Origin of the sequence: Amycolatopsis sp. CA-126428, from assembly GCF_002904335.1 — a bacterium.
Taxonomy (GTDB): domain Bacteria; phylum Actinomycetota; class Actinomycetes; order Mycobacteriales; family Pseudonocardiaceae; genus Amycolatopsis.
Genome location: NZ_PPHF01000062.1, coordinates 83,896 through 99,903, shown reverse-complemented (window position 1 = coordinate 99,903; position 16,008 = coordinate 83,896). Strand labels below are relative to the sequence as shown.

Genomic DNA, 16,008 nt, shown 5'->3' with positions numbered 1-16,008 from the left:
ATGCCGGAACCGTTCCGCCGCCACGGCGTGCCCGCGGCCCCCGGCGCCCTCCGCCGCCTGCGGCACGACCTGATGGACTGGGTGCTGGCGGCGGGGGTCGGCGAGGCCCGGGCGCGCGACATCGTGCTGGCCAGTTACGAAGCGCTGGCGAACGTGGCCGACCACGCCTACGACGGCGGCGAGCCCGGAGTGGTGGACGTCGACGCGGCGACCTACCCCGGCCGGCTCGAAGTGGTGATCACCGACCACGGCCAGTGGCGGCTCCCGATGCCCGACCCCCGGCCGGTTTCCTTGCGCGGCCGCGGGTTGCTGCTGCTGCGGGCGAGCGCCGACCGCGCGGACATCACCTCGGGCGAGCGGGGGACCGTGGTGACGCTGACCTGGGACCTGGAATCCGTCAAGCCCTGACACCGATCAAGCCTGCCGCGGCAGGTCGTGAGTGGTAAGGAGGGTTAGAACCCGCTTTACCACTCACGACAGCCGCGGCAGACCAGTTGCTACTTGACGACGGCTCCGGTCTTCGGGTCGAGGGTGACCTTCCGGGCCTTCGGCCACCAGAAGTCGAACATCCCGGTGAGCGAATTGGCGCGCGTGTCGAACGACGAGTCGCCGATGCGGCCGGTGAACCAGTTGTCCTCGATGAACTTCAGCACCGAGGTCTGGTCCGTGAGCGTGTGGTCGACGTGGTTCACCTTGCTGAACGGCGAAACCACCAGCAGCGGCAGCCGCGGGCCGTAGCCGCAGCGGTCGGCGTACGTGCCCACCGTCGCCGGCTTGGCCGTGCAGACCGCCTGGTCCTGCGCGGCGTCGTGCGAGCCGTTGACGATCGGGGACTTCTGGTGGTCGTACCAGCCGTCCGAGTCGTCGTACGCCAGCACGATCGCCGTCGACTTCCAGTCCGGGGACTGCTGGATCTTGTTGATCTCGCTCACCACGAACTGCTGCTCGTCCAGCGGGTCCGAGTAACCCGCGTGGCCGTCCTGGTACTCCGGCGCCTTCAGGAAGCTCACCGCGGGCATCGAGCCGGCCTGCAGCGCGTCGTCGAAGTCGGAAATGTCGTACTGGTGGTTCGCGCGGTCGGTCTGGCCGATCGCCCGCACCGACGAGGGCGGGAGGTGCTTCGGGTTCGCCGTCGACGGGTAGTACTGGAACGGCTCGTGGTGCGGGCTGTAGTCGACGACCGCGTTGCCGCCGACGTTCGTGTGCTTCTGGCCGCAGACCGCGTACCCGTTGGCCGTGTCCGTCGGGCGGAAGCCGCCCTGGAACCAGCCCCAGGTGACCCGCCGCTGGTTGAGCAGGTCACCGATGTTGCGGCCCTGCATCGTGGCCAGGTTGTCCTTGCTCGTGTGGTTCTTGCCCGAGCAGTCGTCCCACGCCGGGTCGGGGTCGTTGATGATCGTGCCGACGCCGTTCGCGTCCGGCGACTGGACCGCGTACGCGTCGCTGACCGGCTCGTGCGTCACCGGGTCGACCGCCTGGCCGCCGTGCGTCTGCCCCGAGATGAGGTTGAGCGCACCCGGCGTGGACGGGCCGAACACCGTGTTGAACGAGTTGTCGTTCAGTGCGTAGTGCTGGGCGTAGTTCCACATGCCGGTGACGGTGTTGCCGTCGTAGTAGTCCATGACCAGGCCCGGCTCGCCGAACAGGATCGGCTGCCCGGTGCACTTGTCCGTCTCGGTCTTCTCGACGAACTTGTCCATCTTGCCGCCGTTGAACGCGGCCTGCTCGGCGCCGTAGTTGTGGTTCTGGTCGCAGGTCATCGCCTGCTGGGGCGTGAGCCGCTTCGGGTTGTAGGCGTTGGGGTTGTCGGTCAGCAGCTTGTGGTCCAGGCCGTTGACCTTCGGGGTGCCGTGCGCGGCGGTGAACGGCGTGCCGTCGGTGTTGGCCGCGTCCGGGTAGGTGCCGAAGTAGTGGTCGAACGAGATGTTCTCGCCGAAGATGACGACGACGTGCTTGATCGGCGTCGACGTCGGGATCCAGTGCGCGGGGAACAGGTTCAACGGCTGGGCCTCCGCGGTGGTCGCCGCGGAGCCGGTGACGACGGCCAGCGTGGCGACCGAGGCGAGGGCCCCGGCGCCGAGCAGGCCGCGCCGTCGCCGGCGGGTCTTTCTGTCCACAGTGGATTCCTTTCGTGGTGGGCTTCGCTTACGCGAGCAGGGAGCGCCCGAAGTGGTCGTCCGGGCCGGTGACGCCCGGCAGCGCGAAGAAGTAGCCGCCGCCGAACGGGGAGATGTAGTCGGTCAGGGGTTCGCCGGCCAGGCGCGTCTGGACGGCCTCGAACTGGCGCTCCAGGTCCTGCTGGTAGCAGACGAAGAGGAGACCCATGTCCAGGTTGCCGTTGCTGTCGACGCCGCGGTCGTAGTTCACCGCGCGGCGCAGGATCCGGCTCGCGTCGGTCTCCGGCGTGCGCGGGTTCGCCTTCCGGATGTGGCTGGTCAGCGGGATGACGGTGCCGACCGGGTCGTCGGCGTACCGGGGGACGTCGGTCTCCGCGGTGCCGTCGAGCGGGGCACCGGTGTCGCGGCGGCGGCCGAACATGTTCTCCTGCTCGGCCAGCGAAACGCGGTCCCAGAACTCCACCAGCATCCGGATCAGCCGGACGACCTGGTAGCTGCCACCGGCGGTCCACGCGGGCTCGCCCGGCGTCCACACCAGACTGTCCACTTCGGAGCCGGTAGGGTTGGCGGTGCCGTCCTTGAAGCCCATCAGGTTGCGTGGTGTGCCTTCGGGCCGGGGTGGCGAGCAGAAGCCGTTGAGCTTCCAGCGCAGCTGCATGCCCCCGCGCGTGGCGCGCGCGATGTCCCGCAGGGCGTGCAGGACGGTGTCGGTGTCGTTCGCGGAGAGGATCAGGCTCAAGTCGCCGTGGCACTGGGCGGGGTCGAGGGCGTCGTCGGGGAACGTCGTCATCGGCTTCAGCTTGGCGGGCTTGAGGTTCGCGAGCCCGTACCGGTCGTCGAACAGGCTCGCGCCCACGCCGAGGATGACGCCGAGGTCGCTGCCGGGCACGACGGGCCCGAGGACGCCGGAGTCGGCGGGCGGCGCGGTGATCCCGAGCGCGGCGGGCGCCCCGCCGGCGGTGAGGAACCGGGCCCGGTCGGTGACGGCGCGGAAGAGCTCGGTGAGCTCGGCCTTGGACTCGGCGACGGCGTCGAAGGAGGCGACGATGGTCTGCGCCGGCGGTTTGCGGAGGATGGCGGCCTGGTGGGGGCCGTGGAAGGGAACGGGCGAGGTGCCGTCGGGGACGGTCGCGGAGGAAGCACCGAGCCCGGCTCCGGCGGCCACGGTGAGCCCGGCGCCCATCGCGGCCCGGCGGAGGAAGGACCGGCGGGGGAGCCCGGAACCGGCGCCGTGCGGCGAGTTCGTCACGAGACCCTCCTCGGCTCGGCGATCGCCGCGATCGGGGCCAGCAGCTCGGTCAGCTCGCTCACGTCCGCATCGAGCTTCTGCCGCTGCTGCCGGCTCAGGTCCGCCGGCCGGAGCCAGGTGCCGTCCGGGCGGTGGGCCGCGTCCAGCGCTTTCTGCGTGCGGTCGAGCCAGCTGTCCACCTTGGACAGCGCCGGGTAACGCGGCGTCAGCAGCGGCCGCAGGACGTCCAGGACCGCGCGGGTGCCATCGAGGTTCGCGCGGGCCGTGGCGAGGTTGGTGCCGCTGCCGTAGTCGGTGCGGGCGGTCAGTTCGAACTGCAGCGTGTTCTCCATGATCTCGTGCGCGCGCAGCCCGAGGTCGTTCCCGTCGACCTGGCTGTCGGCGAAGGACGTCTGCAGCGCGCGGGCGTCGGTGTCGAGCCGGTCGGCGACGGCGGCGAGCGCGACCGGGTCCTCGCCGTGCCAAAGGCCCTGCTCCAGGCGGTGGAAGCCGGTGAAACCGGGGTCGGCCGGGCCGCCCGGCAGGCCGTCGGCCGTGCCGTTGAGCGCGCCGTCGGAGTCGCCGAACGCGTCGTAGGCCGCGCCCAGCCGCTCGTACGCCAGGTGGGCGGTCAGCCACGCCGCCTGGCTCGCCGCACGGTCGCCGCCGTGGACGGTGTTCTTCAGCGCGGCCGTGTCCGCGACCAGCTCGCCCAGCCCCGTCGAGACGTGCTCCTGGTAGGCCTTGAGCGGGCCGAGCAGGTCGTCGTGCGTCACCGGGGCGACGCCCGGCCCGGTCCGCTCGGCGCCGCCGGTGATCCGCACGGCCGGCCCGACGATCGCCCCCGCGTCCTCGGGCAGGCAGCGGAACGCGTAGCTGCCGTTGCCCAGGTTGACCTGCAACGGCCGGGTCGTCGCCGCGCCGAGGCCCTCGACCTCGCCGTAGATCACGCCGGTGGCCGGGTCGATCAGGTCGACCTCGGCCGTCACCGATCCGGTGTTGTGCAGGCGGAACGTCTGCGGTCCGGGCTTCGGATCCGTCCAGCCGGTGCCGCACGCCGAGCGCGAGACCGCGATCTCGGGGTCGACGGCGGCCGCGTCGCCCGGCCAGAACGCCACGACGGCGCCCGCCGCGGCGGCCACGACCACGGCCACCACGATCCAGCGGGTACGCACTGACCCCGGCACGCGCACTCTCCCGTCACTCGATCGGACCATCACCGGTCACGGATTATGCGAGCCTAACGCCCGGAAAACCGCATCGGATGACGTCGAGCGGGCGAAATTCACCCGGACTTCAGCCGGGCGCCCACGAAACGGGGAGGATTCAGACGTATCAGCGTGCCAGATCTGTCTGGTTCGGGAAAATAGCCCGGTTGGTCAGGGTTGCGGCAGCGGTGAACCGGTCTCCAGCAGCGTCTTCAGGCTGGACAGCAGCGCGGGCCAGCCCTGGCTGCACATCTCCAGCGTCGTGCTGCCGGCGTCGAAACCGTCGTGGAGCACGGTCAGCTTCACCAATTTCCCGTGCGGTTCGATGGTGAACGTGACTTTGCTGCGGCTTTCCCGCTGCAGTTTTCCCAGCGTTTCTTCGTTGATGCCGTTGGCTTTCGCCCACTCCGCGGTGAAGGTGTGCCAGGTGTAGGACAGCCGCCGGTGGGGTTCCCATTCGAGCACGACCTGCTCGGGATCGCTCGTTTTCGCACCCCGTTCGGCCCACGTCATCGGCGAGCCCTTTTTCCAGTCGGTTTCGAAGGAGACGCCCCAATACCGGCTCGTGAACGCCGGATCGGTAAGCGCTTGCCAGAGTTTCTCCGGGGTGGTGTCGATGTAGGTGGTGTAGGCGAAATCGTTCATCGGTGCGGACTCCAGTGCTCGTTTGAGATCGGCCAGCGCGCCGGCCCGCCGCCGGTCGTAGCGGGTCATCCAGCGCTCGGCGATCGCGTTGATCGGGCCTGCGTCGAGGTGGTGCAGCTTTTCGCGGCCGCGCCAGGTGGTGGTGATCAGCCCGGCCGCCTCGAGCACGGCCAAGTGCTTGCTCACCGACTGGCGGGCCATGTCCAGGCCCGCGCACAGTTCGCGCAGGGTCTGGCCGTTGCGGTCGTTGAGCACGTCCAGCAGCTGCCGGCGGCTGGGATCGGCCAGCGCCTTGAAGACCTCGTCCATCGCGCCTTCCGGTTGACATGCAGCCGTCCGGCTGCCCTTTGACGATAGGCAGCCGGACGGGTGCATGTCAACCGGGGCTCACCGGAAGCGGATCACCGTGATGCCGGCGAGGACGAAGAACACGAGGATGACCAGCGTGCCGGTCTGCCCGCCGGAGGAGCGGGTCACGACCTGGTCGACGGCACCGGTCAGCCGCACGCCGCACTCGGCGACGACGGTGTGCCGCCCGGCCTCGATGCGGGTGAACTCGACGGGCGCGGTGAAGGCGCCGGAGCCGTCGGTGTAGGCGCTGCCGACCTCGGTGCCGTCCGACATCAGTGTCACCATCCGGCTCGGCAGGCAGCCGGTCCCGGACGCCGAGAGCGGCTCGCCGGGCTTGATGCTCGGCCGGTCGAGCACCAGGTCGCCGGGCTTCGGCGCGGTGCCGGACGTCGTGGGGGTGCCGGGCGTGGCCGGCGGGGTTTCCGGGGTTGTCGTCGGCGGCGTCGCGCTCGTGGCCGGCGTCGGCGGAGCGGGGGTGGTCGTCGGCTTGCCCGCGGTCGGGGTCCCCGGCCGGGCCGGGGGCGTGGTCACCGGCGGGGGCGGCGTGGTCGTGGTGGGCGGCGGGGGCGTGGGGGTGGGCGACGCGGTCACGGTGAACCGGCTCGCCGCGCTGAGCGGGCCGCCGGTCCGGGCGTTGGTGCACGTGCCGGTGACCGGGTAGGTGCCGGCCGCGGCGCCGCCGGGCACGGTCGCCGCGACCGTGCCGCTCGTCTGGTCGAGGGTGGCGTTCGCCGACCACATCGGCGTGCCGTTCCAGGAAAAGGTGACCGGCCCTTTGCACGGGTAGAAATTCCAGGAAATGGTGAAGGAACTTCCGGCCTGGCCGCTCGACGGTTTCAAACCAACCGACGATGTGTATTGTGCGTTCGCCGTGCCCGCTCCCGCGAGCAGAAGCAACGTTCCGGCCACGGCGCCGAAAACCAGCCGAACCACGAATCGCATTGGGACGTCCCTCCCCGGTGTGTGCTCGCTGTAGCATTCCGGACCAGTCGGATAACGCAAGTAGGGGATGCCCAATGGGACGTGTCATCGCGGCGGGGGTTGCGTTGGGTTTGTGCGCGGTGCTGCTGGGCGCCCCACCCGCCTCGGCCGCCTCCGGCTCGCTCCGGTTGCAGGTGTCGATCGACAAGCGGCCGATCGAGGACGCCACGGTCCCGATCGATCCGGCGAACCAGGTCGAACTGCAGGTCGTGGCGACCAACCCCGGCAACGCGCCGGTGAAGGTCCGCAGCGTGCGGCTCTCGGGCGTCGCGCTCGCGCTGACGTTCTTCGCCTACGACACGACAGCGCCCTTCGAAGTGCCGGCCCGCGGCTCGGTGTCCCGGACGTTCGTCCTCGACCTCGGTGACCTGGCCGGGCAGGCGACCGGGCTGCTGCCGTCGTCGGTCGAGCTGCTCGACGCCGGGCGCGGCACGCTCGGCGAGGCGACGACGGTCGCCGACGTCCGGGGCTCCTTCTGGTCGGTCTACGGCGTCTTCGGCCTGGCGATGCTGGTGCTGACCATCCTCGCCTGGGTGACCGCGCTGCTGGCGCTGGCCCGGCACCGGCTGGCACCCAACCGCTGGCGCCGTGGCGTGCGGTTCCTGCCCGCCGGGTTCGGCACCGGCCTGGTCGCGGTGATCAGCCTGTCGGTGCTGCGCCTGGTCCCGCCCGAGCCGGCGATCGAGATCCCGGTGGTGCTCGGCGCGGCGGCGATCGCGTTCCTGCTCGGCTACCTGACCCCGCACCCGGCGCCACCCGCGGTGACCGAGAGTGACGCCACGGTGCAGCTCCCGCTGCCGTCAACGCAGGAATTCACCCGATGAGCGCACCGGCCGAGCTGGTCGCCGCCCTGCCGCAGTACGACATCGGGGAGTCGATCGGCGAGGGCGGCATGGGTGTCGTGTTCGCCGGCGTGCACCGGACGCTGGGCCGCAGCGTCGCGATCAAGCAGCTGCCGTGGGACGTGCTCAACCACGCGGCGAGCAGCGAGCTCTTCGACCGCGAGGCGCGGGTGCTCGCCAGCCTGGACCACCCGCACATCGTCCCGGTGTACGACTACGTGCGGACGGGCCGCGAGCACCTGCTGGTGATGGAGCGGCTCGACGGCGGGACGGTGCACAGCCGCTTCCACGGCGGCGGCGTCAGCGGCGAGCAGGCGTGCGCGATCGGGCTGGCGATGCTGGCCGGGCTGCACGCGGCGCACCGGGCGGGCGTGCTGCACCTCGACGTCAAGCCGCGGAACCTGCTGTTCAGCACGCAGGGTGTGGTGAAGGTGGCCGACTTCGGCATCGCCCGGGTGATCAGCGAGGGCGCCACGTTGGTGACGCACGGTGGCGAGATCCTGGGAACCCCGGCGTACATCGCCCCGGAGCAGGCCATGGGCAACGCCCTGAGCCCGGCGGCCGACGTGTACGCGGCGGGCACGGTGCTGTACGAGCTGCTGTCGGGCCGGCTGCCGTTCGACAACACCCGCGGCGCGATCAGCATGATGCGCCAGCACATGTTCACCGACCCGCAGCCGATCGCGGGGGTCCCGGCCCCGATCGCCGGCGTGGTGATGCGCAGCCTGGCCCGCGAGCTGGACGCGAGGTACCGCGAGGCGGAGTCGTTCGCGGCGGACCTGGCCGCGGCGGCGACGGTGGTGTACGGCTCGGGGTGGCTGGAGCGGTCCGGGGTCCCGGTGCTGCACCTGACCCCCCGGATGATCGCGGGGCTCAATTCCGCGACCGCCCCGGCGCTGCCGGCGGACGCCCGGACGCGGCCGGTGGCCCGGCCCGGGGCCACGCTGGTGGGAGTGCCCGCCGAGGTGGGTGATCCGGGGTGGGCCGGTGGACCGGGCGCTGGCGCGGCCGGCCCGGGTTCGCCCGGTGGTGGGCCGGATGGCGCCGCCGGGTGGCCCGGTGGCGCGGCCGGCGCCGGGTGGTCCGGTGGGCCAGGCGGCGAGGCCTCAAGTGGTTGGCCCGGTGGTGCGACCGGCGCCGCGGCGGATGGTTCCGGCGCCTCCCGAGCCGTCGTGGTGTGGTTGCGGCTGGCCGCCGGAGCTGCCGCGATCGTTCTCGTCGTGCTCGCCCTGCTCAACCCCGCGCGGCTGCCGCACCAAGCTTCCACGCTGGTCCTCGGGGGCGCCTCCGTCACGTCGCCCGTCGAGGTGGATCTCAGCAAGCCGCTGGTCCTGACCGGCCCCGGCAACCCCGGCCACGTCGCGCTCGACCTGTCCGCGGCCGGGATTCCGCTCGGGTCCGCGGCCACCGAGGCGAAACCCGGCGGCAACGGCTTCACCGCCGAACTCACCCTGCCGGGGATCGCCCGGTGGATCGTCGGCGGCGCCGTCACCGCCGACGTGCGGACCGGTTCGGTCACCCAGACGTTCACGCTGCTCACCAGCCAGCACCCGCTGGCCAGCGCGATGGGCGCGGGCAGCCTCATCCTGGCGCTGTTCGCCCTCGCCTACCTCGAATCGGGGCTGCGCACGATCCGCAACGGCCACCGCTGGCGGGGCGCGGCGGTCGGCGGGCCGGTGCTGGGCCTCCTGTTCGGCGCCGCGGTGTGGCTGTGCGTGACGGTGCTGCGCGTGCACGAGCCGTCGCCGGGGTTCGGGGCCGGGTGCGCGGTGGCGGGTGCGGTCGCGGCCGGGCTGGTCGTCGCGGCGGCGCGGCGCCGGGCGTCCACAGTGGTCAGTCGACCATCCGGACGGTGACGTGCGGGCTGTAGCTCTTGCGCCGGCTCCACCCCTGTTCGGCGCACAGGCTCAGCTGGATCGCGCGGTCGGCGGGCGCCCAGTAGCCGGTGCGGACGAAGTAGCCCTCCATCGTGTTCAGCGCGCCGAGGCTCTTGCGCGCCGAGCACATCTCCCAGCCCCACTGGCGCCCGGTCTTCTCGACGCCGTTGCGGCGCACGGAGATCCGCGGGTTGCCGACCGCGCGGATGTCGGCGTCGCCCTCGGTGACGTAGACGACGCCGTCGATCTTGTAGAACCGGTTGTTGTCCAGCAGGGCCACCTGACCGGAGAGGGTGATCCCGACGCGGGCGCCTTCCTCGCCCGTGAGCGTCCAATCGAGACAGAATTCCTGGACCGGAAGTTCCAGCGACTGGGTCATGACGAGTTTCCCCTGTTCTCACTGAGCGTCCCTTCCAGAAGATAGGGATTTTCCGGACGCCGGGAAGGGTTCGGCGCGATCTTCACCCGAACCGGTTCCGGCCGCGGATGGCCTGCGGCGCATAGGTTTTCCGGCGACGAGCACGGCGGGTGACAGCGAGAGTTCCGGGCGGGTGGTCTTCGGTGCACGGATGGTTGTCCGTTACCGTGCGTGAGCTGAAGGTAAAGGAACCATTACCTTCGCCGGGACGTTGGGCGGGACATGAGCGAGCCCACTGTCATCGAGCTCGGCCCGCGCGACCTGCTCGTCGTGGCGGGGCTGCCCGGAGCGGGCAAGACGACCATGCTCCGCCACGCCGCGGCGGGGCTGCCGGTGCTGGACTCCGACCAGGTGCGGGAGCGGCTCGGGGCGGTGGTTCCGCCGGTGGTGCCGTACCGGTGTTACCGGCTGGTCGTGCACGCGTGGCACCGGCTGCGGATAGTCGGGCGGGCGCTCGGTGATGGCCCGATGGTGGTCCATGAGCCTTCGACGCGGGCGTCGACTCGGGTGCTGCTGGCGCTGGTCGGGGTGGTGAGTGGGCGGGCGGTGCGGTTGCTGTTTCTTGACGTGCCGGCGGAGGAGGCTCTGGCGGGGCAGCGGAGCCGGGGGAGGGTGGTGCGGGCGCGGTCGTTCGCGCGGCATGTTCGGCGGGTGGGGAAGTGGCGGGAGGAGTTGCTGGCTGATCGGGTTCCGGTGGGGTGGCGGAGTGTTCAGGTGATTGATCGGGACGGGGCGGCGCGGACTCGGGTGGTGGCCAAGGTTCTGGTGGGGTGTTGAGGGCTCTTTCGGTTCATTTGGCGAGGTGCTGCTCTTCCGGTGAGTCGCCGCTCTTTTGGGGAGTTTCACTGACTTCCACCGACCCGAACGCCGGATTGTTCAACGGCCGGCACGCCGCGTCAAGGCGGGAAAGCGTGCCTTGACCCGGCGTGCCGGCCGCTGAGGCGGCTGCGTATCGGGTCGGCAGGGGGGTGTGGTCGGGGGCTGGGGCGTGGGCTTGCGCCGGTGGGCTCCTCACCTTTGGTTTGGCTTTCCGGCGGTAGCCTGCCGTGGCTCGCCGGTGCCAGTGCCACGCCTCCGGTAGCGGTGGCTCGCCCGGCTGGCGCAGCCCGCTGGCGCAGTCCGCCGCCAGCGGCCCGCTGGCCCGGCCTTGTCGGCGCAGCCCATTGGCGCGGCCTGCTGGTGTAGTCCGCCAGCGGTCCACCGGCGCGGCTCAGCGACCCGCGCCAGCGCTCACGGGCGAGCCCCGGCCCCTGGCCGCCCCCCGCGGAGGCCAGGGAGCATCCGAGCGTCACGGCACAATTACCACCGCCGCCGCAACCCTCCTTTTGGTCTGGACAATTTACATATTGGTCTAGACAATCAGGGTCTCTCCCTGACTGGAGGACCCGATGAGGCGTTCCCGACTGTCCGTCACCCTCGCCGCCTTCCTGCTTGCGCTCTCCGGGCTGCTCGCCGTCCCCGCCGAGGCCGCCAACCTCCTCACCAATCCCGGCTTCGAAGCCGGGTCGCTCTCCGGGTGGGCCTGTTCCAACGCGACCGCCGTGAGCACGCCCGTGCACTCCGGCGGCTACGCGCTCTCCGGTACTCCCGTCGGCGCCGATTACGCCCAGTGCGCGCAGACCGTCTCCGTTCAGCCCAACACCACCTACACCGTCTCCGCCTGGGTGCGGGGGAACCCCGTCTACCTCGGCGTCACCGGCGGCCCCTCGACCTGGTCCGGCAACTCGAACGCCTACAACCAGCTCTCCCTCAGCTTCACCACCGGCAACCAGACCTCCGCCCAGCTCTACCTCCACGGCTGGTACGGCGCCGGTACCTACTACGCCGATGACGTCGTCCTCGATGGGCCCGGTGGCAACACCCCTGGTACGCCCGGTGCTCCCGGTACGCCACAAGCGACCGCCGTCACCGCCGGCTCCATCGCGCTGAGCTGGGGCGCCGGCGGCGGCACCGTCACCGGGTACCGCGTCTACGAAGGCGGCACCGCCGTCGCCACCGTCACCGGAACGAGTGCCATCGTCAGCGGGCTCGCCGCGTGCACCACCCACAGCTACACCGTCGCCGCCTACAACAGTGCCGGTGAGTCGCCCAAGAGTGGGACCGTCACCGCCAGTACCAGCGGCTGCGTTGACACCGGCCTGCCCAAGCACGCCCTCGTCGGGTACCTGCACGCCAGCTTCGCCAACGGGTCCGGGTACGTCCGGATGGCCGATGTGCCCGCCGCCTGGGACATCATCGATCTCGCCTTCGGGGAACCGACCTCCGTCACCTCCGGGGACATCCGCTTCACCCGGTGCCCCGCCTCCGAATGCCCGAACGTCGAGAGCGACGCCGACTTCGTCGCCGCGATCAAGGCCAAACAAGCGCAGGGCAAGAAGGTGCTGATCTCCATCGGCGGGCAGAACGGCCAGGTGCAGCTGACGACCACCGCCGCCCGGGACAAGTTCGTCAGCTCCGTCTCCGGCATCATCGACAAGTACGGGCTCAACGGCCTCGACGTCGATTTCGAGGGCCACTCGCTGTCGCTCAACGCCGGGGACACCGACTTCCGGAACCCGACCACGCCCGTCATCGTCAACCTGATCTCCGCGCTGAAGACGCTCAAGGCCAAGTACGGCTCCGGGTTCGTGCTCACCATGGCGCCCGAGACGTTCTTCGTGCAGGTCGGCTACCAGTTCTACGGCGGCTCCGGCGCCGGTGACGCGCGGACCGGCGCCTACCTGCCCGTCATCCACGCCCTGCGGGACTCGCTCACCGTGCTGCACGTCCAGGACTACAACTCCGGCCCGGTCATGGGGCTCGACAACCAGTACCACAACATGGGCGGCGCCGAGTTCCACATCGCGATGACCGACATGCTCAAAGCCGGCTTCAGCGTGGCGAACACCGGGCAGTTCTTCCCCGGCCTGCGTCCTGATCAGATCGCGATCGGGCTGCCCGCCGCCGTCAGCGCGGGCAACGGCTACACCTCACCCGCCGACGTGCAGACGGCGGTGAACTGCCTGGTCAAGGGCAGCGGTTGCGGTTCGTACACCCTGCGCGGCGGGACCTCGCCCGGCTTCCGCGGGCTGATGACGTGGTCGATCAACTGGGACAAGTACTACGGCTGGGAGTTCCAGAACAGCCACGAGCCGTTCCTGAACGCCCTGCCGTGACGGTCGGCGGTGTGCCCCGCCGCTCCGGTGGGGCACACTGCTGGCGTGGTGAAGCCTGTACTGGGCGAGTCCGTGCTCTCGCGCGTGGTCCGCATCTTCGAGACGTTCGGGCCGGACGCGCCGGCGTTGCGTGTCACCGATATCGCGCGAGGGGCGAACCTGCACGTCGCGACGGCGTCGCGGCTGGTCGAGGAGCTGGTCGGGCACGGCTGGCTGTGGCGGGACCCCGATCGGAAGATCCGGGTGGGCGTCCGGCTGTGGGAACTGGCGTCCCGGGCCTCGCCGACGCTCGGGCTGCGCGAAGCGGCGATGCCGTTCATGGAAGACCTGCACGCCGTCGTCGGGCACCACACGCAGCTCGCGGTGCTCGAGGACCGCGAGGTGCTGTTCGTCGAGCGGCTCTCGGCGCCCGGGGCGACGCTCAACGTGACGCGGGTGGCCGGGCGGCTGCCGCTGCACGCGTCGTCGTCCGGGCTGGTGCTGCTCGCCCACGCGCCCGCCGACCTGCAGGAACAGGTGCTGGCCGGCCCGCTGGAAGCCTTTCGCCGCACGACGCTGACCGAGCCGGTGCGGCTGCGCCGGTTCCTCGCCGACGTCCGGCGGAACGGGTACGCCTTCTGCGCCGGTTTCATCGACGAGGAGACGACGGGGATCGCCGTGCCGCTGCGGGGGCCCTCCGGCGAGGTCGTCGCGGCGCTGTCGGTGATCGTGCCCAACGACCGGAACGCGCGCATGCAGATCCCGGCGCTGCGGGCCGCGGCGCGCGGGATCTCACGGGCGATGGGGAATTCCTCTCACTGAATGAGAATATACTGGTGGCGGGCGGCGCCGCCGATCCATGCTCGGGCTCGATCGCGGGAAAGGACGTCCTCCAGTGCGCACCCAAGTCGTCATCGTCGGCGCCGGCCCGGCCGGGCTGCTGCTGTCCCACCTGCTCGGTCTCGAAGGCATCGACTCGGTGCTGCTCGAACGGCAGACCGCGGAATACGTCCAGGCGCGCATCCGCGCCGGCATCCTCGAGGCGGGGACCGTGGAACTCCTGCGGGACGTCGGCCTCGGCGCCCGCCTCGACGTCGAAGGCATGGAACACCGCGGGATCCACCTGCAGTGGCCGGAGCACCGGCACCACGTCGACTTCACCGGCCTGATCGGACGGTCGGTGACGGTCTACGGGCAGACCGAAGTGACCAAGGACCTGATGGCGGCGCGGGAAAAGGCGGGCCGCCCGGCGTACTACTCGGCCGCCGACGTCACGCTGCACGACGTCACCGGGCAGCCGTCGGTGACCTTTGTGGACGATTCCGGCGTCGCGCGGCGGATCGAGGCGGACGTCGTGGTCGGCTGCGACGGCTTCCACGGACCGAGCCGGGCGTCCGTTCCGGAACCGCGGGTCTGGGAGCGGGCTTACCCGTTCGCGTGGCTGGGGGTGCTGGCCGACGTCGCGCCTTCCACGGACGAGCTGATCTACGCCTGGCACCCGGACGGGTTCGCGATGCACAGCATGCGCTCGCCGCGGGTGAGCCGGTTCTACCTGCAGGTGGCGCCGGACGAGGACATCGCGCAGTGGAGCGACGACCGGATCTGGGCGGCGCTGTCCGAACGGCTCGGCGTACCGGGGTGGACGCTGGAGACCGGGACGATCACGGAGAAGAGCGTGCTCCCCATGCGGAGCTTCGTGACGACCCCGATGCGGCACGGAAACCTTTACTTGGCCGGGGATGCGGCGCACATCGTGCCGCCGACGGGGGCGAAGGGGCTGAACCTGGCGGTGGCCGACGTCGCCCTGCTGGCCCGGGCCCTGACGGCGTCGTTCGGCGGCGACGACCGGCTCGTGGACGCGTACTCGGAGACGGCGTTGCGGCGAGTCTGGCGCTGCACGCACTTCTCGTGGTGGATGACGTCGATGCTGCACCGCCACGGCGACGACTTCGACGCCCAGCTCCAGCTCTCCCAGCTCCACCGCACGGTGACGTCGACGGCCGCGAAGACCGAACTGGCCGAGAACTACGCCGGCTTACCCCTGTAGCAAGGGGTCGGCACGCGAGCTGCCCGTGCGCACCACGAAGTGCGGGGTGCTGACCGTGCCGCCGGTAAGGTCTGCCGGACAGCGGCGGGAGGGAGTCACCGATGACGGCGGGTTCGGGCCGGGTCACGCAGGCCCAGGTGGCGCGCCTGGCCGGTGTCTCGCAGGCCGTCGTGTCCATGGTGCTCAACGGCTCCGACAGCCTGCGCATCACCCCCGAGACCCGCGACCGCGTGCAGCAGGTGCTCCGCGAAACCGGGTACACCGTGGACATCATGGGCCGCCGGCTGCGCGGCAAGTCCAACCGGATCCTCGGCGTGTTCACCTACGAGTCGGTGTTCCCGTCCGGGGTGGCGGACTTCTACCGGCCGTTCCTGCTCGGCATCGAGGAGGAAGCCGAAGAACAGGGCTTCGACCTGCTGCTGTTCACCAGCGGTGGCCGCCGCGACGGGCGCCGCCGGATCTACGAGTCCGGCACGAACCGGCTGCGCATCGCCGACGGCTCGATCCTGCTGGGCCGGCACAACGATCCCCAGGAGCTCGCGCAGCTGGTCGACGAGCAGTTCCCGTTCGTGTTCGTCGGCCGCCGCGAGTCGCCGACCGGGCCGATCAGCTACGTCGGCGCCGACTACGTCGCGGCCACCCGTGAGGTCCATAAGTGGCTGTGGGGGCTCGGGCACCGCCGGATCGGGCTGCTCGGCGTGACCGAGGAGAACGAGCCGACGCTCGACCGCCGCGCCGGCTACGAGGCGGCGGCGCGCAATCACCGGCGGACCCCGCTGGTGTTCCTCGAGGAAGACCCGGCGCTCGCGCTGCGGCAGGTGCGCGACGAGGGTGTCACGGCGTTGCTCGTCGAAAGCTCCGCGATGGCCGACGGCATCCTGGCCTGCGCGCACGACCTCGGCTTCGGGGTGCCCGAGGACCTTTCGCTCGTGGTGCTGGGGGACGCCGGCCCGTCGCAGCAGCCACCGGTGCACGCGGTGCCGAGCACGGCCACGGACTGGTCGATGTTCCGCATCCCGCGCCACGAAATGGGGGTGCACGCCGTGCGTCTCCTCGTCGGGCTGCTGGCGAACCCGAAACCCCGGCAGCTGCTGCTGCCCTGCCTGCTCCACGAGGGTGCCACCACGGCGGGACCCTCCACAAAGCACTCTCGCTGACGG

14 protein-coding genes are annotated in these 16,008 nt (G+C 71.1%); 8 read left to right on the top strand and 6 right to left on the bottom strand.

Annotation, left to right across the window (positions count from 1 at the left end; all coding sequences use genetic code 11):
• Positions 1 to 408 (top strand): ATP-binding protein, encoded by a 408-nt coding sequence (locus C2L58_RS16150; RefSeq protein ID WP_199191288.1) that lies wholly within the window; start codon positions 1 to 3, stop codon positions 406 to 408.
• Between the two features lie 89 nt (positions 409 to 497).
• Here the strand turns inward: C2L58_RS16150 and C2L58_RS16145 are convergent, their stop codons facing one another.
• The 5 genes from C2L58_RS16145 to C2L58_RS50460 form a co-directional block, all read right to left on the bottom strand.
• On the bottom strand, positions 498 to 2,117 hold the full coding sequence (locus C2L58_RS16145) for a phospholipase C (RefSeq protein ID WP_103338390.1): 1,620 nt from the start codon (positions 2,115 to 2,117) through the stop codon (positions 498 to 500).
• Positions 2,118 to 2,145: 28 nt separating this feature from the next.
• Positions 2,146 to 3,366 carry a Dyp-type peroxidase gene (locus C2L58_RS16140; RefSeq protein WP_103338389.1) on the bottom strand — a complete coding sequence of 407 codons (1,221 nt, stop codon included), beginning with the start codon at positions 3,364 to 3,366 and terminating at the stop codon, positions 2,146 to 2,148.
• Positions 3,363 to 4,520, bottom strand: a complete 1,158-nt coding sequence (locus tag C2L58_RS16135) for an EfeM/EfeO family lipoprotein (protein WP_103338388.1) — start codon at positions 4,518 to 4,520, stop codon at positions 3,363 to 3,365. Before C2L58_RS16135 ends, C2L58_RS16140 begins: the two co-directional genes overlap by 4 nt.
• Positions 4,521 to 4,724: 204 nt before the next feature.
• Positions 4,725 to 5,507, bottom strand: a complete 783-nt coding sequence (locus C2L58_RS16130; RefSeq protein ID WP_103338387.1) for an ArsR/SmtB family transcription factor — start codon at positions 5,505 to 5,507, stop codon at positions 4,725 to 4,727.
• Between the two features lie 78 nt (positions 5,508 to 5,585).
• A complete protein-coding gene (locus tag C2L58_RS50460; RefSeq protein WP_233225752.1) occupies positions 5,586 to 6,290 on the bottom strand; it encodes a hypothetical protein in 705 nt (234 codons plus the stop codon).
• A gap of 275 nt (positions 6,291 to 6,565) precedes the next feature.
• On the opposite strand from C2L58_RS50460, the gene C2L58_RS16115 reads away from it, so the two are divergent.
• The gene (locus C2L58_RS16115) at positions 6,566 to 7,354 is read left to right on the top strand and encodes a hypothetical protein (RefSeq protein ID WP_103338385.1); all 789 of its coding nucleotides are present in this window, start codon (positions 6,566 to 6,568) and stop codon (positions 7,352 to 7,354) included.
• Positions 7,351 to 9,228 carry a serine/threonine-protein kinase gene (locus C2L58_RS16110; RefSeq protein ID WP_103338384.1) on the top strand — a complete coding sequence of 626 codons (1,878 nt, stop codon included), beginning with the start codon at positions 7,351 to 7,353 and terminating at the stop codon, positions 9,226 to 9,228. Before C2L58_RS16115 ends, C2L58_RS16110 begins: the two co-directional genes overlap by 4 nt.
• Here the strand turns inward: C2L58_RS16110 and C2L58_RS16105 are convergent.
• A complete protein-coding gene (locus C2L58_RS16105) occupies positions 9,206 to 9,628 on the bottom strand; it encodes a hypothetical protein (RefSeq protein WP_103338383.1) in 423 nt (140 codons plus the stop codon). The genes C2L58_RS16110 and C2L58_RS16105 overlap by 23 nt on opposite strands.
• A gap of 261 nt (positions 9,629 to 9,889) precedes the next feature.
• On the opposite strand from C2L58_RS16105, the gene C2L58_RS16100 reads away from it, so the two are divergent.
• From C2L58_RS16100 to C2L58_RS16080, 5 genes are all read left to right on the top strand, one after another.
• Positions 9,890 to 10,444: an AAA family ATPase gene (locus C2L58_RS16100; protein WP_103338382.1), complete on the top strand. Its 555-nt coding sequence runs from the start codon at positions 9,890 to 9,892 to the stop codon at positions 10,442 to 10,444.
• A gap of 611 nt (positions 10,445 to 11,055) precedes the next feature.
• Positions 11,056 to 12,822 (top strand): chitinase, encoded by a 1,767-nt coding sequence (locus tag C2L58_RS16095; protein WP_103338381.1) that lies wholly within the window; start codon positions 11,056 to 11,058, stop codon positions 12,820 to 12,822.
• A 48-nt stretch (positions 12,823 to 12,870) separates the two neighbouring features.
• Positions 12,871 to 13,623 (top strand): IclR family transcriptional regulator, encoded by a 753-nt coding sequence (locus C2L58_RS16090; RefSeq protein WP_103338461.1) that lies wholly within the window; start codon positions 12,871 to 12,873, stop codon positions 13,621 to 13,623.
• 73 nt (positions 13,624 to 13,696) lie between these two features.
• Positions 13,697 to 14,848, top strand: a complete 1,152-nt coding sequence (locus tag C2L58_RS16085) for a 4-hydroxybenzoate 3-monooxygenase (RefSeq protein ID WP_103338380.1) — start codon at positions 13,697 to 13,699, stop codon at positions 14,846 to 14,848.
• A gap of 101 nt (positions 14,849 to 14,949) precedes the next feature.
• Positions 14,950 to 16,005, top strand: coding sequence for a LacI family DNA-binding transcriptional regulator (locus tag C2L58_RS16080; RefSeq protein ID WP_103338379.1), 1,056 nt, complete (start codon positions 14,950 to 14,952; stop codon positions 16,003 to 16,005).
• The last annotated feature ends 3 nt before the right edge of the window (positions 16,006 to 16,008 follow it).

What these genes read in the sequence shown, in the direction of transcription:
- C2L58_RS16150 (WP_199191288.1), top strand. Translation starts at nt 1, where the DNA reads ATGCCGGAACCGTTCCGCCGCCACGGCGTGCCCGCGGCCCCCGGCGCC.
- C2L58_RS16130 (WP_103338387.1), bottom strand. Translation starts at nt 5,507, where the DNA reads ATGGACGAGGTCTTCAAGGCGCTGGCCGATCCCAGCCGCCGGCAGCTG.
- C2L58_RS50460 (WP_233225752.1), bottom strand. Translation starts at nt 6,290, where the DNA reads ATGTGGTCGGCGAACGCCACCCTCGACCAGACGAGCGGCACGGTCGCG.
- C2L58_RS16115 (WP_103338385.1), top strand. Translation starts at nt 6,566, where the DNA reads ATGGGACGTGTCATCGCGGCGGGGGTTGCGTTGGGTTTGTGCGCGGTG.
- C2L58_RS16110 (WP_103338384.1), top strand. Translation starts at nt 7,351, where the DNA reads ATGAGCGCACCGGCCGAGCTGGTCGCCGCCCTGCCGCAGTACGACATC.
- C2L58_RS16105 (WP_103338383.1), bottom strand. Translation starts at nt 9,628, where the DNA reads ATGACCCAGTCGCTGGAACTTCCGGTCCAGGAATTCTGTCTCGATTGG.
- C2L58_RS16100 (WP_103338382.1), top strand. Translation starts at nt 9,890, where the DNA reads ATGAGCGAGCCCACTGTCATCGAGCTCGGCCCGCGCGACCTGCTCGTC.
- C2L58_RS16095 (WP_103338381.1), top strand. Translation starts at nt 11,056, where the DNA reads ATGAGGCGTTCCCGACTGTCCGTCACCCTCGCCGCCTTCCTGCTTGCG.
- C2L58_RS16080 (WP_103338379.1), top strand. Translation starts at nt 14,950, where the DNA reads ATGACGGCGGGTTCGGGCCGGGTCACGCAGGCCCAGGTGGCGCGCCTG.